The sequence below is a fragment of the Streptomyces sp. RGM 3693 genome (assembly GCF_050471125.1).
In the GTDB taxonomy this organism is placed as follows: Bacteria; Actinomycetota; Actinomycetes; order Streptomycetales; family Streptomycetaceae; genus Streptomyces.
The window spans coordinates 2,363,852-2,389,345 of the sequence record NZ_JBMPPQ010000001.1 but is presented as its reverse complement, the minus strand read 5'-3'; the positions used below and the strand labels follow the sequence as shown (position 1 = coordinate 2,389,345).

Genomic DNA, 25,494 nt, shown 5'->3' with positions numbered 1-25,494 from the left:
CCGGGCTGACCGTAACCGGCCCGGTGTCGTGAAGCGCCGAAAACGACACGAGCATGGGAGCTGGTGTACGGAGTGCCCTCGGTAGTTCCAGCTTACTGCCGTTAAGGCCCGCCGGACCGATGCGGAGCGACGGGGCGAACGGCACAGGAGACCTTGGGCTAGCCGGCCCGAGAATTGCCTCGTTAAAGGGGTAAGACCAGCGGTTGAGCGGCTCGGGCCGGAGCGGCCCTGGCCGGCTGCTCGGTGGTGGTCCTCATCTCCGCTTGTGATCGCGGGGACGAAGCCTCCCGTGCGGGCATCTGGGCGGTCTCGTACGGCACGGGCTGCCAGCAGGGGCGGTCAGCCGCAGGACCGGGTGGGTCGTGTGGTCAGCTGAGGAAAGACAGCCGGACTTGGCGTTCCGGGCTGTCCCTGTCGGTGTTCACCAGTACGACGGACTGCGAGGTCCCCAGCTCCAGCTCACCATCGACTACGGGCAACGTAGCGTGTGGTGGCACCAGAGCCGGGAGCATGTGGGCGCCGCCGCGGCCTGGACCACTGTGGCGGTCCCGCCAACGGTCGTCCGCGGGAAGAATGTCGCGGAGGGCCGCCAGCAGGTCGTCGTCACTGCCCGCGCCCGTCTCGATGATCGCCAGGCCGGACGTAGCGTGGGCGGTGAAGACGTTCAGCAGTCCGTTTCGCCCGTGAGCGGCCTCCCGGAGGAACGCGGAGCATGCGTTCGTGAGGTCGTGCAGGGTCTCAGTAGAGCCGGTTGTGATGTTGATCGTGCGGGTGGTGAAGGTGCCAGCCATGGTTCACCAGTACCCCTCTCACAGCCCGAGTCCTAACGGCCGGATGGGTTGTTCCTCCGGAACTCCGCCGGTAAGGGCACGCGCTCCCGTCCCTGACAATTCCTCGTGCCGTCGCATCCGAGTCCGGCAAGCGAGATCTGGACCGCGACTCCTGTCAACGGCCTCTTGATCGTTCGTCCCCGCTGGCGGCCTCGAGACATCCCCGCCGTCAGACTCCCTCGCCCGCCCAGCCCCACACGCATCCGTTGGCGTTACAGGCACTGTGGCGGTCGAACGGTCCGGACGCCGCCTGAGCATTGCCTCAACCGTGCTCTTCTTCTTCAGCCTCCATGCGTCGAATGCCTTGGTGCGTCAGCGTGACCATGGCCGGCGTATTGCCCGAGGCCCAGTCGACCGTGATCAGGTCCTCGCCCACCAGATAGGTGCAGGCGGCCGCCAGATCCTCTTCGGGGATCGCGAGTTCCTGGAGCAGCTTCGCCCCGGTGACACCCACAAGGCGGTTGCCTTCAGTGGCCTCGTAGAGAGCCTGCATGATCTTCTCGCGGTACGCCTTCCGGTCGGCTAGTGATGCCATGACTGCCACCTCTGGGGAAAATGCGCCGTGCTGATCGCGGCGGGGCGGCCGGGACGCCCGGTCGAGGAGCCGACTCTGTCGCAGCTACGTATCTGAGGCCCGGCTTTCTCCGACCTCGTCCGGATGCGGGCGGCCACGCGCGGCCGACTTACTTGCCACCAGCCACGGCGGGGCCGTCGCATTGGGCTCGGGAGTGTGAGTGGTGTCCACGGTCATGTGGAGCCGGGTCCCGCCATCGTGGCCGGCAGGGTAGCTGCGCTGTTCGGCGGCAGGGAAGCAGCGCCGCAGAACTTCCGCGACGCGGCGGGCAGCCTCGGGGGATGCGGCGACGATACGGACCTCGGCTATCCCTGCCGAAGGCATCGTTTCTGTCGGTCTCATGCCAGCCTCTCTGTCAGGCGAGGTGCCCACGGGGTGAGGCGAAGGCTCACACCTACCGCCGCCAGCCATGGAACGTTGGCGTCCTCACCGCCCTCATCGTGCTGTCCGCGGCGAGTTGCCGACGTACGGCGGGATGATCCGTCCCGGCCCACCGCCGGACTTCCCGCTCCGGCAAGGCATCGCTGCAGTGGGAAGCTTGCGTCCCTCTCGTTTCCGCCGGGAGGAACCACTGCCAAGAGGAACCACTGCCAAGGGGGAGCGGTCGAAATATCCCGGTGTGTTCACCGTACTCCGGCCGACGGTCCACCGAACCCACACGAGACCGGGCGTTCGTGGAGGCGGCCCGTTGCCCTTATCGCCTTCGACGGTCGGAGCGTGCGAAGAGGTCCTCCAGCGCTGCGGGGGTGTCGGTGAGGGCGTTGGCCTCTCTGTGCCACTTGACGGCGCCGTACTGGGCCGAGCCACATCGTCGCTGCTGCGCTTGCGGCCTGGACCCATCTCCCCCAGAGGAACCTCTAGGAACGCTGCTCCCAGCCGTTCAGCGAGACCTCTGGACCGCCGGTGAGGTAGCGGTGAAGGGCGCTGGCGGTGGTGTCGACGAATTCCTCGGGAATGGCGTCTGTGCTGACCCACCGCACCTGGGCGTGCTTCTTCGGTTCGCGGTTTTCTGGCTCGCCGCTCCACTCGTGAGCGACGAAGACGATGGTGAGGAAGCCGTTGGGTGCCTCGACTCCCCAAGCTCCGTGGATCACGTGGGCGATGCGAAGGGCCTCTGGCTTGACGATCAGGCCGGTCTCTTCGTGCAGTTCGCGGACAGCCGTCTCGGTGATCGGCTCGCCCGGCTCGCTCTTCCCGACCGGGAGGTCCCACATCCCCTGGGCGAACTTGGCCTGCTCACTGCGCTGCAGGAGCACGACTCGATCGGTCTCCTTGTCGTGGACGATGACGGCTGCAACCAGGAGAGTCATGGATTCGAGTGCGGGCTTGAGGGCTTGGGGGCTGGGGTCGGTCTTGGGCTGAGCCACGATGGTCCCTTCGTCGGCCAGGTTGGTGGGCATGCTAGCTAGCCGATAACTGGCCCCGGACGTTCTGGTAGGTACGGCGTGCGCTGCCCGCCGAGGTGACAGTCCGCGGCGCAAGCAGCAGGGCGCTCCAGGATGCGCGGCGAGCTGACCAGCACCTGGAAGGCCCCGTTCGTGAGCGCCTTCACCGCCCGTGCCCGTTCGAAGCGCCCTGAGAGTCGAGGAGACCGCCGAGGGCGTTGCCCAGTTCATTGACGCTCTGCGGGACCTGAACCGCACGTCACACCGCTTCTCACGTCGGCAGGTGCACGTAGGCATCGAGGATGGCAGCCGCTTGCTCGTCGCCGAGCTGCGACGGCTGAGGCAGCCGGTTGTGGTCATCCCGCCCGCGGTCACGGCTCGGCACCGCGGGCGGTTCGCCCCGGCAATTTCCAAAGCCGATCGGACTGACGCCGCGCTGATCGCCAACATCCTGCGCGGTGCCCCAGGTCGCTTTCGGCGGATGCCTGACACCACGGACTCAGCCAGCGCCCTGGCGGTCCTGGCCCGCAGTCAGCAGGACGCCGCGCGACGTTAGACCACAGGGCCTGGATGCTTCGTCGGTTGCATTGACCCTGTGCCCGGCGCGCGGCCGGCTCCGGCTCATCGTTGCTGGGCGGTTGAACGGAGCACCGAATGAATTCCGATGTCATGGATGCCATCGACGGCTGGGACACGTACTGGAATGAGGCGCAGAGGGCGGCCGTCACTGTGATGGAGGCGGCTTTCCCTCTGCTACTCGAACAGTCTCGGTATGTCGGCTGTCACCCCTTCAGGCTGGAGTACGAAGAGAGGGGTCTCGGTGCTGGGCGGGTGTGCATCGATGCCGATGGTCGCGCGAACGTGGAGTTCCGCGATGTCCCCAACGAGGTGATCGCCGAAGCGGTCGACTCGATGCGGCTTCCGCGCCTCGCTCAGGCCGACGGTCCCTTGGTGGAGGCGCCGCCGGGCACCTATGTGTACGAATGCGAGTTGAGCCATGCCCAGTTCGAATTCGTCCTCGGCGAGCGGGGATCCGGACGGGTGCACGTCATGAACGCCACCGTTCCGGACGCGGCGGCGGTCTTGATGGCGCTGACCGAGACAGCGGAGGCCACGGCCAGCTAGGGCACAGCGAGCGCAACGCCGTCGGGACGTTGTGGACACGACGCAAGCGGTAGTTGCAGTTCACTCTCCTCGCCTCGCCCTGAGCGTGAGGTCTGGGCCGTGGAGTAAGCGTCCCGGCGCTTGGGGCAGGCGAGGAGACCAAGGCTGTGGCCCGACGGCGAACCGGACCGACGGAACCCGTCCGTGACCTCGTGTACCAGCGCGACAGCGGGCGCTGCGTACGCTGCGGGTCCCTGCACCGGCTGACGATCCACCACCGAGTCAACCGGGGCATGGGCGGGGCGCGGGAGTCCTGGATCAACCAGGCGCACAACCTCCTGCTGGCCTGCGAGCTGTGCAACGGCTGGTTCGAGGACAACCCGCGGGAGTCGTACGAGGCCGGGTGGAAGGTGCGCCGCCCACAGCTCCCGGAGGAGGTGGAGGTGCGGTACGCGGACGGGCAGGCGTACCGCCTCACCCCTGATGGTGTGCGCGCCGCGATCGCGGGAGCAGCTCGGTGAACCGCGAGGCGTCCCGGTTCGTCGAGTTCGACCGCTGGACGGCCGGCACTTGGAGGACGAAGCTGCCCGGCATCTGGTTCGCGATCGGGTACACCTACAGTCGCAACGAGCGGCCGTACGGCATCGGCGGGCCCGCCATCACCTTCGGCCGACGCACCTGGGCCGTGTTCGCTTTGTGCTCCCGTGCCGAGTACAAGGGCCGGAAGGTCGACCCGTGGGTGAAGGAAAGCGAGGAGTTCCAGCCGTTGGTGCAGCCGCGCCGCGGTCTCGCGAGGCTGGCGTGGTGGCGGTGAGGCGCCTGTTCGGAGTAGGGGTGCTTCACCCTGGGGCTACGCCGCACACGCACGTCGGCAGGATCGCCTTCACCGACGCACCAGACGCCCGCGATCCAGCCATGGCAGAGGACGTCGAGGGACGGGTGATCTTCCTCGGGCGACTTGGGTTTGCCCTGTTCAGAAGGGGTGCGCGCCGGCCACAATGACAAGCCTGCGCCTCCCGCTGTACTATTTCGGCGTTCTTCGGCATGGGGTTGCCCCAGCCTTCGCCGGCACCACGCGGTGCCCAACCCGACGGAGGCCAGTCATGCCCGCTGCGCGCCACCACAACCTCACCGTCCCCGACCACAAGACGCTGCGTGCGGACGCCGAGCGCCAGGTCAAGGATGAGCTGGGCCAGATCCCCCGGCCCGACGACCGGTTCAAGCGGGCCTGCGAGATCGTGCAGCAGGCCGACCTTGAGATCGCCGCGCATGCTGAGGAGCGCAACGAGGCCGCCATGTCCTTGTGGTTCTACGACGGCGTCCGCGGCCTGGGCAGCGTCCTGGGGATGCTGCCCAACGCCTACCGGCAGATGCGCCGCATCGCCCTGTACGGCGAGCGGAATGCTCCGCTGACCGTGGACGACGAGCGCATGAGCGCCGAGGACCGCCAGGCCGCCGCGAAGAAGGCTGGCCTGCCGCATATCAAGGACGCTGCGGATCGGCTGCCGTCCCTGGCTGCGACGGTGTCGGTCGCTACGGCCCGCCGCAAGGCCGCGATGCCGTTCCTTCAGGACGCCGCGCTCGCCCTGACCGAGGAGCCCTATGCGTGGTCCACGGATCTGATCGCCGAGGTGGGAAACACCAGCCCGAAGTACGTCCGCGACGTGAAGAACGCCGCGAAGCGCCGCCGCGGCCACTGAACCACCCGCCCCCAGCCCGGCCCGAAGCATCAGCGGGGCCGGGTTTTCAGTCGCCGGTGACCGGGGACTGAAAATCCGGCGCCGGTGAACCCGGCTTCCGGTCGCCCGGGTTCCGGCAGGTCAGGCCCCTTTAGTAAGAACATCAAGCATCACCATCAAGTAATTACGGGCCTTCGCTTCGCTCAGGCACCGTCGGCATCCGGTGGTAGCGGAGCCTCCACCAACGAAGCGGCGGCTGGGCGCCGTGGCTCGCTGACACAAAACCCAGCGACCTGACGTTCCCCCCGGCATGACGACCATGCCCGGCCTCCTGCCCCTGGCCCGCCACTACTACGAGACCCGCCGCGAGTTCCTGACCGCCGCCGATGCGCGGACCACGCTCTGGTACCGGCTCACCGCCGATGAACTCGCCGTCGCCGTCGCCGAAGCCCGGATCATCCTCGAAGCGGTGCGCAGGGCGGTCCAGGAACACGCCGTGCTCCTGGACGGTGTCTCCAGCCATCAGCTTGCGCCCGTGGGCATCCCGCCGAGCCAGGTGTAACAAGATCCGGAATCCGACGTACTACTAGGTGCCGAGGCCCGCGCGACCATCCCCCCAGTCGCGCGGGCCTTGATCGGGGACTTCCGGCGTGAACACCCCAGCAGGCAGCGAGGGTTCGTAATCACACACCACGCCGGAATCCGCGGTCTGGTCGGGGCGTCAGGGCATGGGCTCCCCGGCCAGACCGCGACACAAGAGAGTCCCCAGCGGCAGCGTCGCGATCATGTCCCGTACGCAGCCCGAACAGCCGACGCGCGCTCCCGTAGCGCCTTCGGCGTCCGAGTTGCAGCGCGCCCGGCCCGGCGTCGTGTCCCGCGACGCCGCCAACGTCGCCGACATCCTCTTGCGCGCCCCGGTCGCCGAACGCCGCAACGCCTTCAAGCACCATCTGACCGATCGCGAGCGCGCCGTCGTCATGACGGAGGTCGAGCGCGCCAGCGGTTCCCTGTACGGCTTGTGGCGGGACTCGCCGTCAGGCTTCGTCGAAGACGTCCTCGGCGAATCGCTGTGGTCGAAGCAGCGGGCAGTGCTCGACGCGATCGTCGATCACAAGCGGGTCGCCGTCCCGGCCGGGTTCGGCGTCGGTAAGACCCACCTCGCCGCCCGCGCCGCGGTCTGGTTCACCAACGTGTACCCCGTCGGAACTGCGCTGTGCATCACGACCGCGACGCGCTTCCGTCAGGTGCAGCGGCAGCTGTGGCCGCACATCCGCAAGGTCGTGCCGCGCGCCGGCCTGCCGGGCTACTGCGACACCGTCCAGTACAAGATGCCCGACCCGTACGGCAACGACTTCGTCGCGGCCTACGGGTTCTCCGCCCCGGCAAACGATGAGGCAGCGATGCAGGGCATCCACATGCCCCACCTGCTGCTCATCGTCGACGAGGCGGGCGGTATCGCCCCGATGATCGGCCACGGCACCAACAACCTGCTGACCGGCGGGCACTCGGCGATGTTGGCGATCGGCAACCCTGCGATGGACGACCCTTCCTCGTGGTTCGAGGAGTTGTGCATCGAGGGCGACGACGTGGACGAGCCGACCACTGTCACCATCCCGATCTCCTCGCTCGACTCCCCGGCCATCACTGGCGAGTTGGCCCCGTTCTGCACTGACTGTCCCGAAGGCGTCGCCCGACACTCCCTCGCCGACCACATGCCCGACCAGGACTGGGTCGACCGCACCATCCGCTCGTACGGCGAGGACCACCCGTACGTGATCGCCAAGGTATACGCGAAGTTTCCCAAGGGCGGCGGCGGCATCGTCGTCCCGCCGAGCTGGGTCGAGGCCGCCATGGCGTACGAGGACCCGACCGGAGACGGCTGGCACCGGCTGTGCGACCTCGGCCTCGAAGACGAGACCGCCGAGCACACCGTCCGCCAAGGCGCCTGGGTCCGTCTCGGCGTCGACGTCGCCGCAGACGGCGGCGACGAGTTCACCGTGTATCGGGTGGTCGGCGACGCGGTCGAGTTCCGGCACGCCTCCGCCGGCGCCGCGAACGACAACCAGGTGTCCGTTGCAGAGAAGGTCCTTGAGGAGATACACGCCGCGCAGCGCCTCGCCGACGACTTGGGCTCACCGCACCCGGTACGCGTCAAGGTCGACCAGAACGGCATCGGCCACGGCGTCGTGTCCATGCTGGAGCGCTGGGCCGAGACCGGGCGGCACCGTGCCCAGATCGTAGGCGTGATGGTGTCGGAGTCCCCGAGCCAGGACGACCCTGGCGCCGTTATGCGGCCGTGGCGCAAGCGGGACGAGATGTGGTTGGCGACCAGAAGCCTCCTACAGCCGGACCCGTCATCCGGACGCGGGCGGCTGCGGCTCCACGTCGACAAGAAGGCCGCCACCCAGCTCTCCACCCCCAAGCTCCTGTCCAAGACGAACGGGTACACAGAGATCGAGAGCAAGAAGGCGATGAGAGCCCGCGGTATGAAATCACCGGACCGCGCCGAGGCCGTGCTCCTGGCGCTGTATGAGCCGGAGCCCCTGAACAAGCCGCGCCGCCGTGGCCTCCTGAACTGAAGATTCGGGCCACTGTGAATAGGTTCGGAAGTACGAGCGCCCCCCGAGACGTCTGGACCCGGTGTTGGACCAGGCGTTGGCCGCGATCATCTGGGGTGCCAGCCGCGCGCGCTGCCAGGGCCTCACAATTCGCTACGTGGAGAAAGCTGAGCAGTTCGCCAGGCTTGCCGAGCGGTCGAGAACTCCGCCACGCTGGGCAGCCTGTAGATGCGCACCCGGAGGGATCGTCCCGTGGGAATCGAAGTATTCAGTGACGACGATGGTGTCCAGTACACGGAGCGGGTTCCTGACTATCCGGAGCCGGACGCCGAGCCGCTGTGCTGGGCACACCACAGCAACGTGTGCGGCTGCTCGGCCGACGGCCACGTAGCCGCCCCAAGCGGGCCGGAAGGGGTCTCGACTGAGCCGCCGTTCCCGCCGGGCGCACCGCACTCGCTGACGGACGATCCTCTGGAGCTGCGCGGCTGGTGAAGGCGCTCTTGTGCTGGCCCAGCCCATCGCTGGCTCCCGTCGCGCTACTCTCCCACCCATGGCGGACCCGTTCCTCGCAGCTCTCGATCAGGCTACTCGAACCGTCGTCGCGCGCGTCCGCGGCGAACTTCCAGCTGTCGCGTCAGCGGGGACAGTCGTTCCGCTGAGCGACGCGATCAGCCACAACTACTACTACTGCTGCGCGCCGGATCGTGCCCTGTGCGGCGTCGACTTGGAGGAGACGGCCCCCTCCCGGGACGGGGACCAGGAATGCGTCGCTGCGTCGACCTCAACACCATGGTCGCCCACTGCACCGAGTGTGCAAGCGGGCGTAACGCGGCCTGAACCGGTGCTGGAATTCGATGAGCTATGTGGTCATCTTTGAGGTCAGAATCTGCCACGTCTTACGTTGGTCGGCCGGGGAAATCGCAGGCTTCCCCGGCAGCCCTCCCGTTCACTTCCGCCTCTTACTCAGCGAATGGCAGCGACATCTCGACACGCGTGATCGGCATGCCCAGCTCGCAGAGATGCCTCATGGCCCACATGACGGCCTCCTCCAGGTGCTCCGCGCTTACCACGCACGGAAACCGCACGGTATTGGGGTCTTCCTCCCAGCCGATCTCGCCGCCGGAGAGGGCAGGGGCGTGGTCGAAGCGGTCAGAGTCCTGCCGGGTCGGGCGCTTCTCTGGGTGGAGAACGAACGCCCACTCACGAACAGTTGAGGTGCTTGCGGGTGAACTCATCGATCTTCTTTCCCTCGTTGCCTGGGTTGGCCGGAGTGCTCCAGACCTTCGTGCTGGCGCTGCATGGGCAACAGAGCACGTAACCCCACCTGTGTCCGTTTTGATCTCGCGTGACCTTCAGGCCAGCCTTTTCCGCGCGCTTCAGCGCGGACTCCACGTCGGGCTTCGGATGCCGATCGCCCTTCATATGGTATTCACCGCCATGCCCACGCAAACGAGCAGCAGTGCGATAGGGCACGGCACAAGCAGCAGCGGACATCGGCTTTCGGCCTCATCATCAGACACAGTGGGTAGGGTCGAGTTCGCATACAAAAGCGCCCGCCCCAGTGCCCCGGGGGCGGGCGCCTGTGTCGCGTGTCAGCTGTCGTATCCGCCAGCGCGCACATCGTTGACGAATGCCGCGAATGCCGCTGGTCGGAAGCTCAGCACCTCACCGTCCTGGTCCTTAGAGTCGCGGATGAAGACGGCGCTGGACATCGCCCGCGCGTCTGCTACCTCCACACATGCACCTTGCTCCCCGCTGAAGCTGGACTTGAACCAGCTCAGCCCAGTCATGCTCTTCTCGTTCACTTCGTACCCTTCCTGAGTCGTTCTTCCATGAGATCCCGTGACTTCTCCACGGGAAGCGCGACCTTCGACAGCTGATCGAAGTGCTGCTTCATCGCTTCGATCTCTTCCTGGTCGTTAGAGAGGGTCCCACCTCGCCAGTTGTCGAAGTGCAACACCGAGGGCCATGGGGCATCGAAGGTCAGCAGGTTTGCTGCCTGGTGGAGCCCGAAGTTCGGAGGCGACTCCAGGGCCAGCACCTGCACTGTGATGTTGCCTTGCTCGCTGAGCGTGATGAGATGGCGGAGCTGATCACGCATGACGGACGGGCCGGCCTCGAATTGGGCGAAGAACGCTGCCTCCGGGATGACGACGTGCAGCTTCGTCGGGTTCACAGGACGAGTGAGGATCTGCTGCCGGGTCATTCGAACAGCGAACAGCGCATCGGCTCGTGCACGTGTGGGCGGGTGAATGGACTGCTGCAACGTCCCTCGGACGTAGGAGGCGCACTGCACCAGCCCTGGTATCACCACGGGGTGCTGGGCTTGGATCGTCACCGCTTCCGACTCAAGCGCGGTGTAATCGAGGTAGGGCTCCGTTAGCTCTTCCCGGTACTGGTGCCACCAGCCAGCTCGGGGTGACTCCCCGGTCGCCTTGCACAAAGCATCGCGCGTGACCTCGTCCGAAACTCCGTAGGCGTCGAGCAGTGCCTTCACCTGGGCTGAAGTCACTTTGTATCGACCTTGCTCGATACGCCCCAGTCGCGTCGCATCCACTCCAGCGAGGCGCGCGGCGTCCTTGGCGGTCATGCGAGCGGCGGTGCGAAGCAACTTGAGCAGGTCGCCAATCCGTCGCCTCTTCATAGTCGGTGTTGCGTGTCCACTCGTCACAGTTGCGCTCCCACTCGTCCTGGTCGAAGTTTGGCACGACACTGTTGCGTTCCGGGAGACCAAGTCTCCCGTCAATCTCGATAGTTGAGGCGTCGATATTGCAGCCTCGACGTCGATTCCGGCAGTCTATCGACGGTGATGACACGCAGTCACGCCATGAACACCGATGGCCGCGCCGTCTCGCAACTTCCGTCGCACGCCCGGCTATAGGGATAGGCCCGGTTGTCGCGATATCTCGTGACCGTGCCCACCGGGCACGTGGGGCACGGCCACGTCATCAACGACCGGCTGGAGGTACCGATGCAGCAGAGCAGCAGCAACCCCAAGGAGTGCACGACGCAGACGACGCGGCGGAGGGCCATGGGCATAAGGGCCCGCGACGAGCAGCGCATGCAGGCCGCCGAACGCCGGGACACCCGACAGCGACGCGGCGACCCCCCGTACTGGGACGGCGAGTGCGAGCTGTACTTGGGCCTGGGAGGCGTCTGATGGTCGGCGAGACCCTGGGGCGTTGCGCCCGCACCCACGTGCCCGGCAGCACCGTGTGGATGGACGAGGACAACGACCTGCGGTACGAGTCGGACCGGCCGCACTTCTCCGTGGACCCTGCCACACGGCTGCAGCACATTCGCGCGTCGTACAACGATCACGTGCGGGACTTGTTCCCGGGCCCGTCGCACAGGCGGTTGGTCAGCTACGTGATCCGGCCGCCCGGGGCTGACGCCTCGGCCGTGCAGTCCCAACTCCGCGAACTGGCAGAGGTCCGCGGGTGTCACGTGATCTACGACGCCACGGACACCATCGCGCGCGACCTGCGCAAGCGGGAGGGCTACGCCAAAGCCCTCAGGGTGATCTACGGCGGCCGGGCTGACGGCCTCGTCATCCCGGATATGGCGACCATCACCGCGGACTACGAGCGCTACGAGCAGGAAATGCGCTGGCTCGGCGAGCGCAACGCGTTCCTGTACCTCCTCGAACCCGAAGGCCAGCCGTGAAGCCGTGGCACGTCTGGCGGGACGAACCCGGCTGGCGGCAGATCGCCGCCCAAGTCGTCTACGTCGTCCTGCTGGTCGCACTCATGGCCCTGCTGGCCCTCGGAATCACCTCACGCTGACGAAAGGCCCCACATGATTCCGCTCCTTCGCATCATCCCCGGCTTGGCTCCCCCCGAGGAGGACCTGGAGCAGGCCGGCTTGGCCGCCTCGCTCCCGCCCAAGGAGCCCCCGGCCGGCGTCGAGCCCGGCGTCAGTTACCTGCGTCTGGCCGACCCCGTGCACGAGCCGGAGCCGGAGCCGGCCGCATGACCACCACAACGTCGCTGGTGGACGACCCCCGCAGGCCCGCCTACTGGGACCGCGCCTACTGGAAGGGTGACACGTTCCTCTCGCTCGGGGCTGAGGAGCGGCAGCTGCTGCGCGCTCACGCCCAGGTCAAGTCCGGTCAGTTCGCCGTCGATGCCGGGTGCGGGCGAGGCTCGTTGGCCGCCACGATGGCCGGCTGGGGCATGACCGTCTTGGCGCTCGACTTCTCCGAAGTCGCCATCGACGGAGCCCGGGGGATGTTCCGGGAGTTCGAGAGGCTGCGGTTCGAGCAGTTCGACTTCGATGCCGACTCGACGCACCACATGCTCCGGCCCGGCACGGTGGACCTGATCACCTGCCGCCTCACGTTCCCGTTCCTCGACCGCCACCGGTTCCTCGGCGACTGCCGGCGGTGGCTGCGGGCGGGCACCGGCACCCTGCACATCACTACGACCGTGCAGGAGCTGGCGCCGCCGGAGCACGCGCGCGTCGGGCTGACGCTGGCCGAGATCAACGCACTCGGCGACGGCTGGCAGCACGTGACGCGCTACCCGATCACCGTGGGCGGTTCCGTTCAGGGCGTCGTCCTGCGCGGCCCCATCCGCTGATCACGACCTCGACAAGGAGCAGACACGTGACGACGACCGTCGCGAAGTACCTCCTCGCGCCCCGGGAGCGCGAGGTCGTTGAGGGCCTGGCCGACGGCAATACCCTCTCCGTGGTCGCCCACACCCTCGGCATCACGGAGAACACGGCCGGCAGCTACCTCAAGCTCGCCAAGAAGAAGCTGCACGGCGTGCGTGAGAACGCCGCGGCGGTCGCCGTCGGCTACGCCACCAGGGCCATCGGCCGTCCCAAGCTGTTGGTCCCCGACGCCCTCTGTCTCCTGTGCGAGGAGGCTGAGTTGGTGCCGCTCATCGCCCGCGGCCTGGGCCCCCAGGAGATGGCCGGCAAGTTGCAGCGGCCCCTCAACATCGTCCGCCGCGACGGTCGGGGCCTCTTCGTGAGCCTGGGGGCCAGGAACCGACCGCACGCCATGAAACGCGCGTGGCAGTTCCAACTCCTCACGGAGCAGCAGGTGATCGCATGGTTGCGCTGACCCCCCCCGCCCCCAGCAAGGACGAGGTCCACGCGCTCGTCGAGCTGGCCTTCGCCTGGGACTCCCAGGGACCTGATGTCCCGGACCGGGAGATGGTTCGGAAGGTGGTGGACCAACTCACCGCGCACGGACGTGATCTCGTCGTCGAGCTAGGCGCGATGCTCGCTAGCTGCCCGGCCGGGTCGTCCGACGCCGCCCGTGCGCAGGCCACGCTCCGCGAAGCCGGCCGGCGGCTCCCGCTTCCGCCGCCCCTCGCTCTCCCGCAGGCCGTTGTCCGGGCGCAGGGCCTTGGCCGACTCATCAAGGCCCTGTACCGCGCCCTCAGCCTGCTCCGCGACGAGGAGGCAGACGGCGAAGGCCCGTGTGCGTCGGACCGAGGGTGCTTGGCGGAGGACTTCACGTGACCACCAGCATCGCGTCTGGCCTCAAGCTGTGCCTGCGAACTCCGTTCGCCGCCACCACCCTTGCCAACCGGTTTGCCGGCTCCCCCGCGATCTGGCGACTGTGCCGCAACGACCCCAGCACCCACCTGTGGCAGGTCGGCGGCCCCAAGTCGTCGGTGGCGGTCAAGGTCGCCGGAGGCGAGAGCGCGGCCCTGACCCTGGTGCGGGAATCCGCGACTCTGCGCGCCATGCCCGCCGGGAACCTCCGGCCCCTGGGAGCCGGCTCCCACCTCCGCCCGACGGATCCGATCGCCTGGCAGATAACCCCCTGGGCACTCGGCCTGACGACCTGGGAGGCATTCCGCCGCCTACGCGAAAGCGACCAGCAAGGTCGCGAACAGGCCCGCGCGGTCGCCATCGAGACGTGCCGCGCCGTCGGCCGCCTGCACACGGCCGGCTGGCTGCACGGCACACTCGACCCCCACCACGTCGCCCACACCCGCGAGCGAGGCCGCGTCCGGCTGCTGTCCTGCGTCTGGGCGACCCGCGCCGGGAAGCGCACCAGCGACGGCTACGGCGGGGGCCTGGTGCATCTGCTCTCGCCGGAACTGGCCAGCGCGATCGAGCGGTCCCGAGGCAACGGAGTGCTCCTCAACAGGCCCGCGGAGGTCTACCCCCTGGCCGCCGGGCTGTGGTGGGCGGCCACCGGTACGTGGCCGCTGGCCTACCACGACTACCGCGGCGTCGGATTCGATCCGCAGGCGAAGAGCCGCTCCCACCTCCGGCGCATCATCGCCAGCGGGAACGTCCCCCTCGCCGTTCCCACCGTGCACAGCCGGCCGGAGTTCCTGGCACCGCTGGCCGCCGCGATGTCTCCCGCGCTAAGCCGCCGGCCCACGGCCCATCACCTCGCCGACTGGCTGAACGCGATTCCGCTCTGACCAGCCAGTACCCGCCCCTGCCCTTCGGCGTGTTTCATTCCTCTCATTACGGAGCCCCATGACCACCGCCGCCACACCGCCTCTTCGTTGCCCTGACACCGCCAGCGCCTACGCCACCCAATGCGCCGGCTCCCCTACGACCTGGGCCCTCATCCGCGACCGCCACGACCACCAGCTCTGGCAGGTCCGCGGCCCGCGCATGACCGTCGCCGTGAAGGTCGCCAGCGGCGAGAACGCCACCCGCGCCCTGGTGCGCGAAGCCGCCGCTCTCCGGGCCATGCCGCCGGGAGGCATCCGCGTCCTGCACACCGCTGACGACGTCTACTGCCCCGCGCCCTGGGCCTGGCTGATCACCCCCTGGGCTGACGGCCCCACCACGTGGGACGCGTACAAGAAGCTGCGCGACGCCACGGAAAGCGGTCGAGACGAAGCCCGCCGCGCCGCGGTCGAGTTGTGCATGACAGTGGGTCGTCTCCACGCTGCCGGCTGGGTCCACGGCGACCTGCGCCCCCACCACTCCGTCCACACCACCGCAGGCGTCCAGCTGCTGTCCTGCACCGCCGCCTCACGGATCGGCAACGCCATCTCCGCCACCTACCTCGGCGGCCTGGTGCACCTGCTCTCCCCCCAACTCGCCGCCGCGTTGGAGTCCACCACGGTCGGTGTGGTGCTCGACCCCGACGACGAGGTCTACACCCTGGCCGCCGGCCTGTGGTGGGCCGCTACCACCACCTGGCCCCTGGCCTACGCCGACGCCGGCATCGACTCCAGCACCATGACCGCGTTCGCCCTGCGTCGCGCCATCGCCACAACCAAGATCCCCCTTACGAAGGCCGCTGGACATCCCGGGCCGGAGTTCCTAGCTCCGCTCAGCGCCGTGATGGCGCAGCCGCCCGGTAGTCGGCCCAGCGCTCTTCAGCTCGCCGACCAGCTCAAAGCCGTCCCGCTCACCTGACGGAGGACGGAGGTAGGTCGGCCACCACCGTGACGCTCGTTCTTCTCCCTCCAACCTGTCGTTGCGATTCGACCGGACCGCGGGCTCCGCCTCGCCTCCAGCCATCGGGCGGCCTGCCTCGTGGCGGTCGTCCTGCCTCGCACCGGACCACACCGTGATGGAAGGAATCTCTATGAAGACCTCGCATGCTGTCCTTGTCCTCGCTGCCGTCGGGGCCGTCCACGTCGCACAGCGAGAACGGCACCAGAACCAGCGCAACCGGGTGGCGGTGACCCAGCTCCACCACAGCCGGATCGCCCATCTGGTCGCCAACCCGGACCTCGCCCAGGACTGGGCGCCCAACGGGATGGACGGTGGGGAGTTCGCGAAGCTGTTGAGCGAGAACCAACAGCTGGTCGCGCTCTCGCTCCGGCACCGACTCGGCCTGCTCCGGGGCAGCCGACTGCGCTTCGTGGCGGACACGCTCATGGAGCGGGAGGGCGGCCGGCGCTACTGGAGGCACTTCGGCGCTGATCGTGCGCGGGAAGCGGAAGGCAACCGGTGCGCCCAGCGCTTCACAGCGGCTATGCAGGCCGCCTACCTCGCCCACAGTGCGGCAAAGCCCGCCGACGTCTGAACCCCACCGACGCACTCCACCAATTCACAGCCCGCACGGACTCCACCGTGCTGCGGAACAACCACCCCGAAGGGACATCGTGGGCAAGGGCAAGGACACCATCAGGGCGCAGAAGAGCGCTGGTGACCGGGGCAACAACAACCGCGGCAGCGCCCGGCGGCAAGAAGTGCTCGGCACCCGATATTCCGAGAAAACCCACAGGTGCGGGGACTACTGCGACAAGCCGTGCCCGCTGAACCCGAACAGCTGACAGACGCCGGCAACGGCCGCGGCGCCTGAGTCAGCTCCGCCGAAGGCGTCATAACGAGGCGGCGCTGCGGGTGTAGGACCGCGCCTTGATGGAACACGCCCCTTACCGGGCGTACTGGGCCCGATCCTGCGCCTTCCACGAGGAGGCGGCGATGGACCGTATCGACCTCACGTTCAACTCGATCTTCGACGACGAGTACACCAACGCGGTCGACGGCCAGAGCCTGTCGCCGCGTAGGGCCGAGGTCTGCTCCCGGTCACGAGGACCCCTACTCCCGTGAGCAGAGGACCCGATTCGCGCTCTGTGGGAAGTCAGCCGTTGGCAGGTTCCGAGATCTCTAACTCAAGGAGAGGCATGCACAAAGACACCGACTTCACGCGTCCGCCCCACCGTCGCATCGGGGCGCTCGCCATCATCCGGGACAAGACCGGTGCGGTGCTCCTGGTCCAGAAGCGGTACAAGGACGGCGCCTTTGGAGTGCCGGGTGGCTGTGCGCATGAGAACGAGGCTCCGCACCTCGCGTGCGGGCGTGAAGTGCGCGAGGAGACCGGTCTGAACCGCACCCCGGGACCGCTTCGGCTCCTCGCGGTGGATTACATGCCGCGCAACGACGAAACCGGTGTGGCGGAAGGGCTGAACTTCGTCTTCGACGGGGGCACGGTCGCGAGCGACGCGGAGATCGTCCTGCCCGAGCCAGCACCGGGCGAAGAGCCGGAGCTGATCGGGTGGGAGTTCGTTCCGCTCGACAGGCTGCGCGAGTTCGTCACGCCGAACACGGAGCGGCGTGTCCGCGCTGCCGTCGCCGTGTTGGAGGACCCGAGCCTGCCCACCGCGAATCTCGTGGAAGGCCGACCGGCCCTCGCCGACGCTGCATGAGCTTCCGCCATCGGTCACAGCCCGTTCAACTGCCTGCCGTCGTCAGCGGCGGGTGGGTGCATCATCCGGCAATCTGACCTGGAACTACGGCCCGGTGTCGGACGAATCGTGTGGGGAGGGTCCTCCCCCTGGCCCCTCCCCACACGGCTGCCTGAACGAGAGGAGCAGGAACAACAGTGACGATCTTCGAGACTGCTTTCCAGCCGATCTCCGCAGGCGCTCTTCGCAGCGGCGAGTATCCGGCCCCAAGGTCCGTCGTTTTGACTAGCGTGATCTGCACAAACGTACTGACCCAACGCCCCTGTTCCCATGCGTAGTTGCGCGATTCCACCGCGAAGGAAGCCCCTCTATGACCGAAGTGACCGCCAACTCGCCGTCAGCCGCAGAGCTGCGGGACAAGCTCGTGAATGAGCTTGTGGCCCAGCACGTGATCCAGACGACGGAGGTCGAAGCGGCGTTCCGTGAGGTGCCCAGGCACCTGTTCGCCCCCCAGGCCCCTCTGGAGAGGGCGTATGCCCAGACCCATGTGACTACGAAGCGGGACGAGAACGGCATCACCATCAGCTCGGTGTCCGCTCCGGAGATCCAGGCCACCATGTTGGAGCAGGCAGGGCTCCGGCCCGGTCACCGTTGCCTGGAAGTCGGCTCCGGTGGCTACAACGCCGCGCTGATGGCCACGCTGGTCGGCACGAACGGTGAGGTCACCACCATCGACATCGACCAGGATGTCACTGACCGGGCCCGCGCCTGTCTGAAGGAGGCCGGGTACCCGCAAGTGAACGTCGTCCTCACGGATGGCGAGGACGGGTGCGCCGAGCACGCCCCCTACGACAGGACGATCGTCACGGTCGGCAGCTGGGACATCCCGCCGGCCTGGGTGGACCAGCTCACTGACGGCGGAACCATCACCGTTCCGCTTCGGCTGCGGGGCCTGACCCGATCGATCACCTTCGCCCGGGAAGAAGATCACCTGATCAGCCAGTCGGCGAAGATCTGCGGCTTCGTCACGATGCAGGGGGCTGGAGCGCACCAGGAACGACTGCTGCTCCTGCGTGGCAAGGAGATCGGCCTACGGTTCGATGACGAGTGGCCGGCCGAACCGGACGCGCTGAACGGTGCGCTCGACACCAAGCGAGTCGAAGTCTGGTCGGGGGTGAAGATCCCCCGCCAGGAGCAGTTCGACACACTGCAGATGTGGCTGGCCACCGCGCTGGACGGCTTCTGTCTCCTCGCAGTCGACCCGAAGCTGGACACGGGCCTGGTCTCCCCGCAAAACAAGATGGCCTGCCCGGCCGTGGTCGACGGAGGCAGCTTCGCCTATCTCGCCCTGCGGAAGCTGGGCGAGGAACCAGACCCCGTGTTCGAGTTCGGAGCACACGCCTTCGGGCCGGACGCCGCCGCGATCGCCGACACCATGGCCGAGCAGATCCGAGTCTGGAGCCGCGACCACCGCGGCGGGCGCGGTCCGAGCATCGCGGCGTACCCGGCCAACACCCCCGATGACCGGCTCCCCGAGGGGCGAGTCATCAACAAGCGGCATGTCCGCGTCCTCATCTCCTGGCCGACGGAGGACTGCCCTCCGGCGAGCTAGGGCAACCCGCACCATCTCATTCAGAAGGAGCGAACAGCATGACGATGAACCCCGAAGCCGCGACCACCCAGGTCGATGTGGACTTCACGCTCGACGTCCGCGTCATCGAGGCCGGGCTGCCGGTCCGTGACCTGCTGCGCGACACCAGCGACAACTGCGGCTCCAGCTGCTCGGGCACGGCCTGCACCTCGTTCGTGGGCGACCCGGCCTGACGCTGGCCACTGTCGGTGGCGCCGGGCGGACATCCCGGCCGGCGCCACCGGCAACACCTACCCCTGCACGCTGCCAAAAGGGAAGAGGAGCTGATGACAGCAGGACCGGAACGGCTGCTGTACCGACTGGCTGGCGTGCCCCTCGTGCGCGCGACGACACGTCCAGGCGGGGCGCCTCTCGCTGAGGAACCGAACATGACCGGTTCGCCTGAGACCGTCGTAGCCGAAGGACTGGCCTGGCTGAAACAGGCGTGGCAGCACGAGGAGGCCCGGCGTGCCGTAGAAACCGCCAGCCCTGTGCTGGCCCAGCAGATCTCTGGGCTACTTGAAGGGCGTGCCGCCCAGGCCCGCCGGGTGCGCCGCGTCGTAGCGTCTTTGGCCTCCTACCAGTTGCGCTGGCAGGGACGCGCCACCCCGTTCGGCCTGTTCGCCGGAGTCAACACGGCACGCGTCGGCACCGACGTTCACGTGCGCTGGGGAGAGAACCACCGCACCGTCGCGAGGGCGGACGCTCAGTGGTTGGGGGCCGTCATCGCCCGCCTGGAGCAGCATCCCCGCCTGTTGGAACGCCTGCCGGTGATGACGAACCCCGTTGCGTTCGTGCGCGGGGACCGGCTCGCTGCCCCAGGCGAGCCGCCCGACGACCGTCCCGGCGTGCTCGCGCCGATCGAGATATCCGTCGGCCACACGCGTCCGGTACGCACCGCGACGGAGGCTGCTCGCGAGCCCATCCGCTTCGGGGAACTTGTCCCCCTGCTGGCCGCCGAGTACCCGACCGCACCGTTGAAGCAGATCAGTTCCCTGTTGGGCGGGCTCGTCGCACAGCACCTCCTGCTCACAAATCTCCGGGCGCCGATGACCGTCCCGGACGCCCTGAGACACCTTCTGGCACAGCTTGAGACGGCGAAGGCCGACGAGCTGCCCGATCTCACCGACTTGGTGCGGCACCTGCGGATGATTCACGAAGACCTGACGTGCCACAACGAGACCGCCGCTTCCCCCACCACGGCCCATGCCATGAGGGCGACGATGGCTGAGTGCATGAACGCGATATGCGACATCGCACCACAGCCGCTGGTTGTCGATACGGCCTTGGACTGCGACGCGTCCCTTTCCGAGGCGGTGATCCGGGAGGCCGAGACCGCTGCCTCGGTACTGCTGCGTCTGACGCCCTACCCGTTCGGCTATCCCCGCTGGAAGAACTTCCATGTCCGATTTCGGCAGCGGTACGGAGTGGGGGCCGTCGTCCCCGTACCTGAGCTGGTCGGCGACACCGGACTAGGGCTGCCCGCCGGATACCTGGGCTCGCCGGTGGCGAACACCGCACGCACTCTGACCGAACGCGACGAAACCCTCCTTGCCCTCGTCCAGCAGGCCGTCATCAACGGTGCCGAAGAGATCGTGCTGACCAAGCCCGTGGTCCGCCAACTGACGGTCGGCAACCCCGCCGAGATGCTGCCGCCGCCGCGCGCCGAACTCGCTTTTCAGATACATGCCGCCTCGCCACAGGCCGTCGGCAACGGCTCGTTTCGCCTGCTCGTCACCTCAACCCCACGCCCCGGCAGCAGCATGGCCGGACGGTTCACAGACCTGCTGCCCGAGGCCGACCGCAAGAACCTCTCCGACACATACGCCGCCCTGGACACGGACGCCGTTGCCGCCCAGCTGTCGTTCTTCCCACGCCGGCGGCGCAGCGAGAACGTCGTCCGGACGCCCCAACTTCTCCCGCACACGATCTCCCTGGATGAGCACCGCGATCCCCACCCGAACCTCATCCAACTACACGACCTCGCGGTCACCGCAGACGCTCGCCAGCTCCACCTGGTCCAGCTGTCGACCGGCAGGCGCGTCGAACCGCGGGTCGTGCATGCCCTGGAGGCGGGTACCCTTACTCCGCCACTCGCCCGATTCCTAGTCGAGATCACCACCGCACGCTGCGCCGTCTACAAGGCGTTCGACTGGGGAGCCGCGGTACGTCTGCCGTACCTGCCGCGGCTGCGCCACGGCCGGAGCGTGCTCTCGCCTGCACGATGGCTCCTTTCGGCAGCAGACCTTCCCAATCCCGGTGTCCCGCTGGCCGAATGGGAAGGCGCTCTTGAGGCATGGCGTCGTCGGCTTCGCGCCCCCCAAGCCGTCGTGATGTGCGAGTCCGACCTGCGCTTGCCACTCGACCTTGGGCAGCCCCTCCATCGGCTGCTGTTGAGGAACCGCCTCGCCGTGGCCCGCGAGGTCGAGTTGCAGGAGGCCCCTCTCCCCGCCGACCTGGCCTGGGCGGGCCGCGCCCACGAATTCCTCCTTCCGCTGCGTCTTGCCCACCCTCGCGCTGCAGAACGGAATCCGGTGACGTCGTCGCCCCTTCAAGTCGTCGAACGCGACCCGGGGCATCTGCCCGGCCGTTCTGAATGGTTGTACGCGCAGGTGTATGGACACCCCAACCGCCAGGACGAAGTCCTGGCCGAGCACCTGCCACGACTCCTCCACGGCTGGACCGACCTTCGGCACTGGTGGTTTGGGCGTCACCGCGACACCACCCGTCCTGACGCCGAGCAGTACCTGAGTCTCCACCTGTGCCTGCCCACTGCCGACCAGTACGGACAGGCCGCCACCCTGGTCGGAGAGTGGGCCGCCGATCTGCGTGGTTGCGGTCTTCTTGCGCACCTTCAGCTCGCCACCTACCAACCTGAAACGGGACGCTACGGACACAACGAGGCAATGGACGCGGCACATGAGGTGTTCGCCGCGGACTCCGCCGCTGCCCTCGCCCAAATCACGCTGGCCGCCCACACCGGGCTGCCGCCCGAAGCTCTCACCGCCGCCGGCCTGGTCGACCTTGCAGCCTCCTACGCAGAAACTCCCGACATCGGCATGCACTGGCTGGCCGACCATCTTCCATATGAACAGGTCAAGTTGGACCAGAACCTGCGCGGTGTCGCGATGCGCCTGGCGGACCCCGGCGACAAGTGGGCAACTCTGCGTACCACGCCAGGCGCCGAAGACGTAACACGCGCCTGGCAACGACGCCGAGCCGCCCTTTCCGCCTACCGTACGCAACTTGCCCAACAGCGCGAGCCCTACGGCGTGCTGAGGTCACTGCTCCACATGCATCATGTCCGCACCATCGGCGTCGATCCGGACCGCGAACGGGTCATTCACCGACTGGCCCGCGCCTCAGCTCAGCGCCAGACTGCACACGAGCGGAAGGGAACACAGTGAGCGCGCTGACCAACACCGCATCCGGCGCCGCGCAGGACATTGCCCGACGGCTGACGACACCCGAACCGCTCGCCACCGAGTCGGGTTGGCGTACGCAGTCCCTGTCCAAGGGAGCAGCCGGAGTCGCGCTGCTGCACATCGAGCGCGCTCTTACCGGAGAGGGCAGTTGGCGGACAGCGCACACCTGGGTGACGGCCACGGCCGGGAACGGAGTCAGTGCCGCAGATGACGCCAACCTGCTCTTCGGCGCACCCGCACTCGCCTTCGTTCTCCACGCGGCCGAGGCTGACGGGACCACCCGATACGGTCCAGCCCGAACCGGCGTGGACACACATGTCACCGCACTCACCCACCGCCGCGTCGACCTCGCACATGCCCGTATCGACCGCGGCGCGCTTCCCGCCTTCAGCGAGTACGACCTTCTTCACGGCTTGACCGGGATCGGCGCCCACCTCCTTCAGCACATTCCTGGCAACGATGCTTTGGGGCGGGTCCTGACCTATCTCGTACGCCTGACACAACCGCTGCAGATCGACGACGAGACCCTGCCTGGATGGTGGGTCTTGCACGACCCCGGAGGCAAGCAGGCCGATGCCTTCCCCGGTGGACACGGCAACTTCGGCATCGCGCACGGCATCGCCGGACCGCTCGCGCTCCTCGCCCAGGCCCGGCGCCGAGGGATCACCGTAGACGGGCATGACGAAGCCCTCCACACGATCAGCACGTGGTTGGACACCTGGCGGCAGCCCGCCGACTCGGGTCCGTGGTGGCCGCAGTGGATCAATCGAGACCAGCTACGTACCGGCAGACCGGCCCAACTCGGGCCACTACGACCGAGTTGGTGCTACGGCACCCCCGGCCTGGCCCGCGCCCAGCAGCTCGCAGCCATCGCCACCATGGATACCGCCCGTCAGCATGCAGCTGAACACGCCTTCGCCAGCTGCCTGTCCGACCCAGCCCAGCTCAGCAGGATCACGGACACCAGCCTCTGCCATGGCTGGGCCGGGCTGTTCCAGACCGCCTGGCGTTCTGCCCGCGACGCGTGCTCGCTGGAGATCAGCGTGCACGTGCCCGCCTTGGCCGACCGTCTCATCCAGCAACGGCGCGCTCGTCTTGGCGAGGATACCGGGCTACTCGAAGGCACCACGGGACTCGCCCTCGCCCTCCGCACTGCCGCACACACCACACCGCCAATCTCCGGGTGGGACTCATGCCTTTTGATCAACTGAGCCGCCCCCGGACCAGAAAGGGATGAACGGTGGAGGATTCTGTCTCGCCGAACCATCTGGCCAGAAGCGTTCTGGAGGTTCTGGCCGGCGTGCCGCTCCATCAGGCCGCCGCCCGCGCCGGGACGACAACCGATGACCTCTCCAACGCCATCGAGGTCTACCAGGCTGCCGGAGAGCAAGCCCTCGAAGCACAAGCCGAGGACGCTGCCGGCTGGTACTCAGTCTCCATTCAGTTTGCGGACTGGAGTACCGCCGAGCAGACCGCCACCACCGTCCTCGGTCCACAGCTGGAGCAGGCACAGACCACAGGGGCGCTCGCCGGCTGGTGGTTCCTTCGCAAGTACCCCTGCTGGCGGCTGCGCTGTCGGCCCGGCCCCGCGGCCACGCGCACCGATGCCAAGAACGCCGTGAGCAACATCCTGGACAGGCTCATGGCCGAGGGCGTGGTTGACCGATGGTGGCAGACCATCTACGAGCCCGAGTCCATGGTGTTCGGCGGTTCCCACGGCATGGACATCGCCCACGATCTCTTTCACGCCGACAGCAGGGGCGTGCTCGACTACGTACGCCGCCATGACCTCAACGCACTGTCGGGAACCACCCTTGGCCGTCGGGAGCTGGCCGTCCTGCTGCCCAGCACTCTCTTTTTCGGCGCTGGTCAGGAACCGCACGAGCAGGCCGACGTCTGGTACCGCGTCGAACAGCTACGGCCTCTACCTTCTGACACGCCTGCCGACCGGCTGGCCGGGATGACTGCGGCCCTTCAGGTCCTGATGCACCTCGACACCAGCCCCACCAGCCCCTTGTTCAACGAGGGCGGCTCCCTCGCCTTCATCGCGCCCTGGGCCGCCGCATTCGAGAAAGCGGGCCAGCGCCTGAGCCTCGCAGCACACATCGGCTCTCTCCCACGGGGCGTTCGGGAGATCCTTGGGCACCACGTGATCTTCGCCTGGAATCGGCTGGGCCTCGATAGCCGAACACAGGGCATCCTCGCGCGCGCGGCGCGTGAAACCGCCATGAACCCACGGGCCATGGGGCTCGATGCTCCTTCTTTAGGGGGAAGTTGATGTATGGGGAGCCCGACGACCCCGCCGTCACTGCACGGATGCGCAGCGCCCATTTCCGAGCCTGCACCGCATTGGGAATCCGCCCCGAACCAGGGTCGGACGAGGCGTGGGGGTGGCACGGGCGAACGCTGAGCTTGCCCGTATCCACTCCCAGCGGTCCAGCCTGGCTCCGCGTCGGCTCTGCCCCGTCCGCCACGCTCGACGCCCGATTCTGGAACGGCTCCATCGCAGCCGAGCAGGCCATCCCGGTATCGGTGCCGCGCCCGCGACTGCGGACCGTCCACGACTGGAGCGACGAGCGATGGACCTACCGCGCAGAGCTGTACGAACGGATCGTTGCGAGGCCGGCCTCGCCAACCGCCACGCTCACGGCCAGTCCGGATCTTCCATCCACCTGGTGGAGAGCCATCCGAGCCGTGCTCAGCGACGTCGCTCAAGTGGCCACAGATCGCTTCTCCGTGCACCAACCCTTCCTCGATCGCGCCATGCCCCAGTTCCTCGGCTCGCCCATCGACACCACACCACCATCGCTGTCCACAGCGCACGGTGACTTCCACTGGGCGAACTTCTGCGCTCCCGAACTCCGGGTATTCGACTGGGAAGGTTGGGGCCTCGCCCCGACGGGCTACGACGCAGCCGTGCTCCACAGCCACAGCCTGCTCGTCCCGTCCGTCGCCGCCTGCGCCCGCCGCGAACTGGAGGACGTACTCAACACCCCCGAGGGCCGGTATGCCGAACTCGCCGTCATCACTCAACTCCTTCACAGCACGACCCATGGTGACAACCTCGAACTCGCCGAGCCCCTTCGCCGCCGCGCTGAATATCTACTGGGGCGCCCGGTTCCACGCCGCGTCAAGTAGGCGCACGTACGGTGTGCGGCACAGCTGCTCGGCCGGTGGCCCGTGCCGGTTGGACGAATCGCGACACCAAGAGGCCGTGCAGAGTGCGGATCCCCGCTCG

Annotated in this window: 33 protein-coding genes; 26 read left to right on the top strand and 7 right to left on the bottom strand. The window is 67.8% G+C overall.

From position 1 onward, the window contains the following. Positions 1-368: 368 nt before the first annotated feature. The 4 genes from ACO0M4_RS10195 to ACO0M4_RS10180 form a co-directional block, all read right to left on the bottom strand. Positions 369-791, bottom strand: coding sequence for a YjbQ family protein (locus ACO0M4_RS10195; RefSeq protein ID WP_310729379.1), 423 nt, complete (start codon positions 789-791; stop codon positions 369-371). A gap of 301 nt (positions 792-1,092) precedes the next feature. Further along, positions 1,093-1,365: a hypothetical protein gene (locus ACO0M4_RS10190; protein ID WP_430369501.1), complete on the bottom strand. Its 273-nt coding sequence runs from the start codon at positions 1,363-1,365 to the stop codon at positions 1,093-1,095. Positions 1,366-1,449: 84 nt separating this feature from the next. Then, entirely contained in the window at positions 1,450-1,746 is a 297-nt protein-coding gene (locus ACO0M4_RS10185; protein WP_430369499.1) for a hypothetical protein, read from the bottom strand. Between the two features lie 515 nt (positions 1,747-2,261). Then, positions 2,262-2,804: an NUDIX domain-containing protein gene (locus ACO0M4_RS10180; RefSeq protein WP_430369497.1), complete on the bottom strand. Its 543-nt coding sequence runs from the start codon at positions 2,802-2,804 to the stop codon at positions 2,262-2,264. A gap of 157 nt (positions 2,805-2,961) precedes the next feature. On the opposite strand from ACO0M4_RS10180, the gene ACO0M4_RS10175 reads away from it, so the two are divergent. The 8 genes from ACO0M4_RS10175 (at position 2,962) to ACO0M4_RS10140 (ending at position 8,622) form a co-directional block, all read left to right on the top strand. Continuing rightward, positions 2,962-3,345 carry an IS110 family transposase gene (locus tag ACO0M4_RS10175; protein ID WP_430369495.1) on the top strand — a complete coding sequence of 128 codons (384 nt, stop codon included), beginning with the start codon at positions 2,962-2,964 and terminating at the stop codon, positions 3,343-3,345. A gap of 98 nt (positions 3,346-3,443) precedes the next feature. Next, positions 3,444-3,914, top strand: coding sequence for a hypothetical protein (locus tag ACO0M4_RS10170; RefSeq protein WP_430369493.1), 471 nt, complete (start codon positions 3,444-3,446; stop codon positions 3,912-3,914). 146 nt (positions 3,915-4,060) lie between these two features. Then, positions 4,061-4,414: an HNH endonuclease gene (locus tag ACO0M4_RS10165; protein ID WP_430369492.1), complete on the top strand. Its 354-nt coding sequence runs from the start codon at positions 4,061-4,063 to the stop codon at positions 4,412-4,414. Beyond that, complete coding sequence (locus ACO0M4_RS10160; protein WP_430369490.1) at positions 4,411-4,707, top strand: hypothetical protein; 297 nt, start codon at positions 4,411-4,413, stop codon at positions 4,705-4,707. Before ACO0M4_RS10165 ends, ACO0M4_RS10160 begins: the two co-directional genes overlap by 4 nt. A gap of 289 nt (positions 4,708-4,996) precedes the next feature. Then, positions 4,997-5,593 (top strand): hypothetical protein, encoded by a 597-nt coding sequence (locus tag ACO0M4_RS10155; RefSeq protein ID WP_430369489.1) that lies wholly within the window; start codon positions 4,997-4,999, stop codon positions 5,591-5,593. Positions 5,594-5,882: 289 nt separating this feature from the next. After that, complete coding sequence (locus tag ACO0M4_RS10150; RefSeq protein ID WP_430369487.1) at positions 5,883-6,134, top strand: hypothetical protein; 252 nt, start codon at positions 5,883-5,885, stop codon at positions 6,132-6,134. Between the two features lie 223 nt (positions 6,135-6,357). Then, the gene (locus ACO0M4_RS10145; RefSeq protein WP_430369486.1) at positions 6,358-8,151 is read left to right on the top strand and encodes a hypothetical protein; all 1,794 of its coding nucleotides are present in this window, start codon (positions 6,358-6,360) and stop codon (positions 8,149-8,151) included. Positions 8,152-8,382: 231 nt separating this feature from the next. Beyond that, positions 8,383-8,622, top strand: coding sequence for a hypothetical protein (locus tag ACO0M4_RS10140; protein ID WP_430369485.1), 240 nt, complete (start codon positions 8,383-8,385; stop codon positions 8,620-8,622). Positions 8,623-9,330: 708 nt separating this feature from the next. Here the strand turns inward: ACO0M4_RS10140 and ACO0M4_RS10135 are convergent. The 3 genes from ACO0M4_RS10135 to ACO0M4_RS10125 form a co-directional block, all read right to left on the bottom strand. After that, positions 9,331-9,552, bottom strand: a complete 222-nt coding sequence (locus ACO0M4_RS10135; protein ID WP_430371326.1) for a hypothetical protein — start codon at positions 9,550-9,552, stop codon at positions 9,331-9,333. Positions 9,553-9,722: 170 nt separating this feature from the next. Continuing rightward, positions 9,723-9,935 carry a DUF397 domain-containing protein gene (locus ACO0M4_RS10130; protein WP_430369484.1) on the bottom strand — a complete coding sequence of 71 codons (213 nt, stop codon included), beginning with the start codon at positions 9,933-9,935 and terminating at the stop codon, positions 9,723-9,725. After that, positions 9,932-10,774 carry a helix-turn-helix domain-containing protein gene (locus tag ACO0M4_RS10125; RefSeq protein ID WP_430369483.1) on the bottom strand — a complete coding sequence of 281 codons (843 nt, stop codon included), beginning with the start codon at positions 10,772-10,774 and terminating at the stop codon, positions 9,932-9,934. The genes ACO0M4_RS10130 and ACO0M4_RS10125 overlap by 4 nt, the downstream gene beginning before the upstream one ends. Before the next feature lie 249 nt (positions 10,775-11,023). Between ACO0M4_RS10125 and ACO0M4_RS10120 the strand changes: the two genes are divergently transcribed. The 18 genes from ACO0M4_RS10120 to ACO0M4_RS10035 all read left to right on the top strand — a co-directional run bounded on the left by ACO0M4_RS10120 (position 11,024) and on the right by ACO0M4_RS10035 (position 25,394). Then, positions 11,024-11,290, top strand: a complete 267-nt coding sequence (locus tag ACO0M4_RS10120; protein ID WP_430369482.1) for a hypothetical protein — start codon at positions 11,024-11,026, stop codon at positions 11,288-11,290. Further along, a complete protein-coding gene (locus ACO0M4_RS10115) occupies positions 11,290-11,796 on the top strand; it encodes a hypothetical protein (protein ID WP_430369481.1) in 507 nt (168 codons plus the stop codon). Before ACO0M4_RS10120 ends, ACO0M4_RS10115 begins: the two co-directional genes overlap by 1 nt. Then, on the top strand, positions 11,793-11,915 hold the full coding sequence (locus ACO0M4_RS10110) for a hypothetical protein (protein ID WP_430369480.1): 123 nt from the start codon (positions 11,793-11,795) through the stop codon (positions 11,913-11,915). The genes ACO0M4_RS10115 and ACO0M4_RS10110 overlap by 4 nt, the downstream gene beginning before the upstream one ends. 43 nt (positions 11,916-11,958) lie before the next feature. Then, a complete protein-coding gene (locus ACO0M4_RS10105; protein ID WP_430369479.1) occupies positions 11,959-12,105 on the top strand; it encodes a hypothetical protein in 147 nt (48 codons plus the stop codon). After that, entirely contained in the window at positions 12,102-12,710 is a 609-nt protein-coding gene (locus tag ACO0M4_RS10100) for a class I SAM-dependent methyltransferase (RefSeq protein ID WP_430369478.1), read from the top strand. Before ACO0M4_RS10105 ends, ACO0M4_RS10100 begins: the two co-directional genes overlap by 4 nt. Before the next feature lie 26 nt (positions 12,711-12,736). Next, positions 12,737-13,201, top strand: coding sequence for a LuxR C-terminal-related transcriptional regulator (locus ACO0M4_RS10095; RefSeq protein WP_430369477.1), 465 nt, complete (start codon positions 12,737-12,739; stop codon positions 13,199-13,201). Further along, entirely contained in the window at positions 13,189-13,605 is a 417-nt protein-coding gene (locus ACO0M4_RS10090) for a DUF6415 family natural product biosynthesis protein (RefSeq protein WP_430369476.1), read from the top strand. The genes ACO0M4_RS10095 and ACO0M4_RS10090 overlap by 13 nt, the downstream gene beginning before the upstream one ends. Further along, a complete protein-coding gene (locus ACO0M4_RS10085) occupies positions 13,602-14,525 on the top strand; it encodes a hypothetical protein (protein WP_430369475.1) in 924 nt (307 codons plus the stop codon). Before ACO0M4_RS10090 ends, ACO0M4_RS10085 begins: the two co-directional genes overlap by 4 nt. A gap of 58 nt (positions 14,526-14,583) precedes the next feature. After that, positions 14,584-15,480: a hypothetical protein gene (locus ACO0M4_RS10080; protein ID WP_430369473.1), complete on the top strand. Its 897-nt coding sequence runs from the start codon at positions 14,584-14,586 to the stop codon at positions 15,478-15,480. Positions 15,481-15,652: 172 nt separating this feature from the next. After that, entirely contained in the window at positions 15,653-16,096 is a 444-nt protein-coding gene (locus ACO0M4_RS10075) for a DUF6082 family protein (RefSeq protein WP_430369471.1), read from the top strand. Positions 16,097-16,434: 338 nt separating this feature from the next. Continuing rightward, on the top strand, positions 16,435-16,626 hold the full coding sequence (locus tag ACO0M4_RS10070; RefSeq protein WP_430369470.1) for a hypothetical protein: 192 nt from the start codon (positions 16,435-16,437) through the stop codon (positions 16,624-16,626). A gap of 74 nt (positions 16,627-16,700) precedes the next feature. Next, on the top strand, positions 16,701-17,222 hold the full coding sequence (locus ACO0M4_RS10065; protein ID WP_430369469.1) for an NUDIX domain-containing protein: 522 nt from the start codon (positions 16,701-16,703) through the stop codon (positions 17,220-17,222). Between the two features lie 349 nt (positions 17,223-17,571). Next, on the top strand, positions 17,572-18,813 hold the full coding sequence (fxlM, locus tag ACO0M4_RS10060) for a methyltransferase, FxLD system (RefSeq protein ID WP_430369467.1): 1,242 nt from the start codon (positions 17,572-17,574) through the stop codon (positions 18,811-18,813). A 38-nt stretch (positions 18,814-18,851) separates the two neighbouring features. Continuing rightward, positions 18,852-19,025: an FxLD family lanthipeptide gene (locus ACO0M4_RS10055; RefSeq protein ID WP_430369465.1), complete on the top strand. Its 174-nt coding sequence runs from the start codon at positions 18,852-18,854 to the stop codon at positions 19,023-19,025. Positions 19,026-19,220: 195 nt separating this feature from the next. Further along, complete coding sequence (locus ACO0M4_RS10050; protein WP_430369463.1) at positions 19,221-22,238, top strand: lantibiotic dehydratase; 3,018 nt, start codon at positions 19,221-19,223, stop codon at positions 22,236-22,238. Beyond that, positions 22,235-23,467, top strand: coding sequence for a lanthionine synthetase C family protein (locus ACO0M4_RS10045; protein ID WP_430369461.1), 1,233 nt, complete (start codon positions 22,235-22,237; stop codon positions 23,465-23,467). The genes ACO0M4_RS10050 and ACO0M4_RS10045 overlap by 4 nt, the downstream gene beginning before the upstream one ends. A 29-nt stretch (positions 23,468-23,496) precedes the next feature. Then, entirely contained in the window at positions 23,497-24,534 is a 1,038-nt protein-coding gene (locus ACO0M4_RS10040) for a thiopeptide-type bacteriocin biosynthesis protein (RefSeq protein WP_430369460.1), read from the top strand. A 437-nt stretch (positions 24,535-24,971) separates the two neighbouring features. Continuing rightward, entirely contained in the window at positions 24,972-25,394 is a 423-nt protein-coding gene (locus ACO0M4_RS10035; RefSeq protein WP_430369459.1) for a hypothetical protein, read from the top strand. The last annotated feature ends 100 nt before the right edge of the window (positions 25,395-25,494 follow it).

Coding starts and splice junctions, on each gene's coding strand:
- fxlM (WP_430369467.1), top strand. CDS start 17,572: ATGACCGAAGTGACCGCCAACTCGCCGTCAGCCGCAGAGCTGCGGGAC.
- ACO0M4_RS10070 (WP_430369470.1), top strand. CDS start 16,435: ATGGAACACGCCCCTTACCGGGCGTACTGGGCCCGATCCTGCGCCTTC.
- ACO0M4_RS10185 (WP_430369499.1), bottom strand. CDS start 1,746: ATGAGACCGACAGAAACGATGCCTTCGGCAGGGATAGCCGAGGTCCGT.
- ACO0M4_RS10065 (WP_430369469.1), top strand. CDS start 16,701: ATGCACAAAGACACCGACTTCACGCGTCCGCCCCACCGTCGCATCGGG.
- ACO0M4_RS10050 (WP_430369463.1), top strand. CDS start 19,221: ATGACCGGTTCGCCTGAGACCGTCGTAGCCGAAGGACTGGCCTGGCTG.
- ACO0M4_RS10180 (WP_430369497.1), bottom strand. CDS start 2,804: ATGCCCACCAACCTGGCCGACGAAGGGACCATCGTGGCTCAGCCCAAG.
- ACO0M4_RS10135 (WP_430371326.1), bottom strand. CDS start 9,552: ATGAAGGGCGATCGGCATCCGAAGCCCGACGTGGAGTCCGCGCTGAAG.
- ACO0M4_RS10090 (WP_430369476.1), top strand. CDS start 13,189: ATGGTTGCGCTGACCCCCCCCGCCCCCAGCAAGGACGAGGTCCACGCG.
- ACO0M4_RS10195 (WP_310729379.1), bottom strand. CDS start 791: ATGGCTGGCACCTTCACCACCCGCACGATCAACATCACAACCGGCTCT.
- ACO0M4_RS10100 (WP_430369478.1), top strand. CDS start 12,102: ATGACCACCACAACGTCGCTGGTGGACGACCCCCGCAGGCCCGCCTAC.
- ACO0M4_RS10125 (WP_430369483.1), bottom strand. CDS start 10,774: ATGAAGAGGCGACGGATTGGCGACCTGCTCAAGTTGCTTCGCACCGCC.
- ACO0M4_RS10115 (WP_430369481.1), top strand. CDS start 11,290: ATGGTCGGCGAGACCCTGGGGCGTTGCGCCCGCACCCACGTGCCCGGC.
- ACO0M4_RS10080 (WP_430369473.1), top strand. CDS start 14,584: ATGACCACCGCCGCCACACCGCCTCTTCGTTGCCCTGACACCGCCAGC.
- ACO0M4_RS10055 (WP_430369465.1), top strand. CDS start 18,852: ATGACGATGAACCCCGAAGCCGCGACCACCCAGGTCGATGTGGACTTC.
- ACO0M4_RS10170 (WP_430369493.1), top strand. CDS start 3,444: ATGAATTCCGATGTCATGGATGCCATCGACGGCTGGGACACGTACTGG.
- ACO0M4_RS10150 (WP_430369487.1), top strand. CDS start 5,883: ATGACGACCATGCCCGGCCTCCTGCCCCTGGCCCGCCACTACTACGAG.
- ACO0M4_RS10155 (WP_430369489.1), top strand. CDS start 4,997: ATGCCCGCTGCGCGCCACCACAACCTCACCGTCCCCGACCACAAGACG.
- ACO0M4_RS10190 (WP_430369501.1), bottom strand. CDS start 1,365: ATGGCATCACTAGCCGACCGGAAGGCGTACCGCGAGAAGATCATGCAG.
- ACO0M4_RS10075 (WP_430369471.1), top strand. CDS start 15,653: ATGAAGACCTCGCATGCTGTCCTTGTCCTCGCTGCCGTCGGGGCCGTC.
- ACO0M4_RS10145 (WP_430369486.1), top strand. CDS start 6,358: ATGTCCCGTACGCAGCCCGAACAGCCGACGCGCGCTCCCGTAGCGCCT.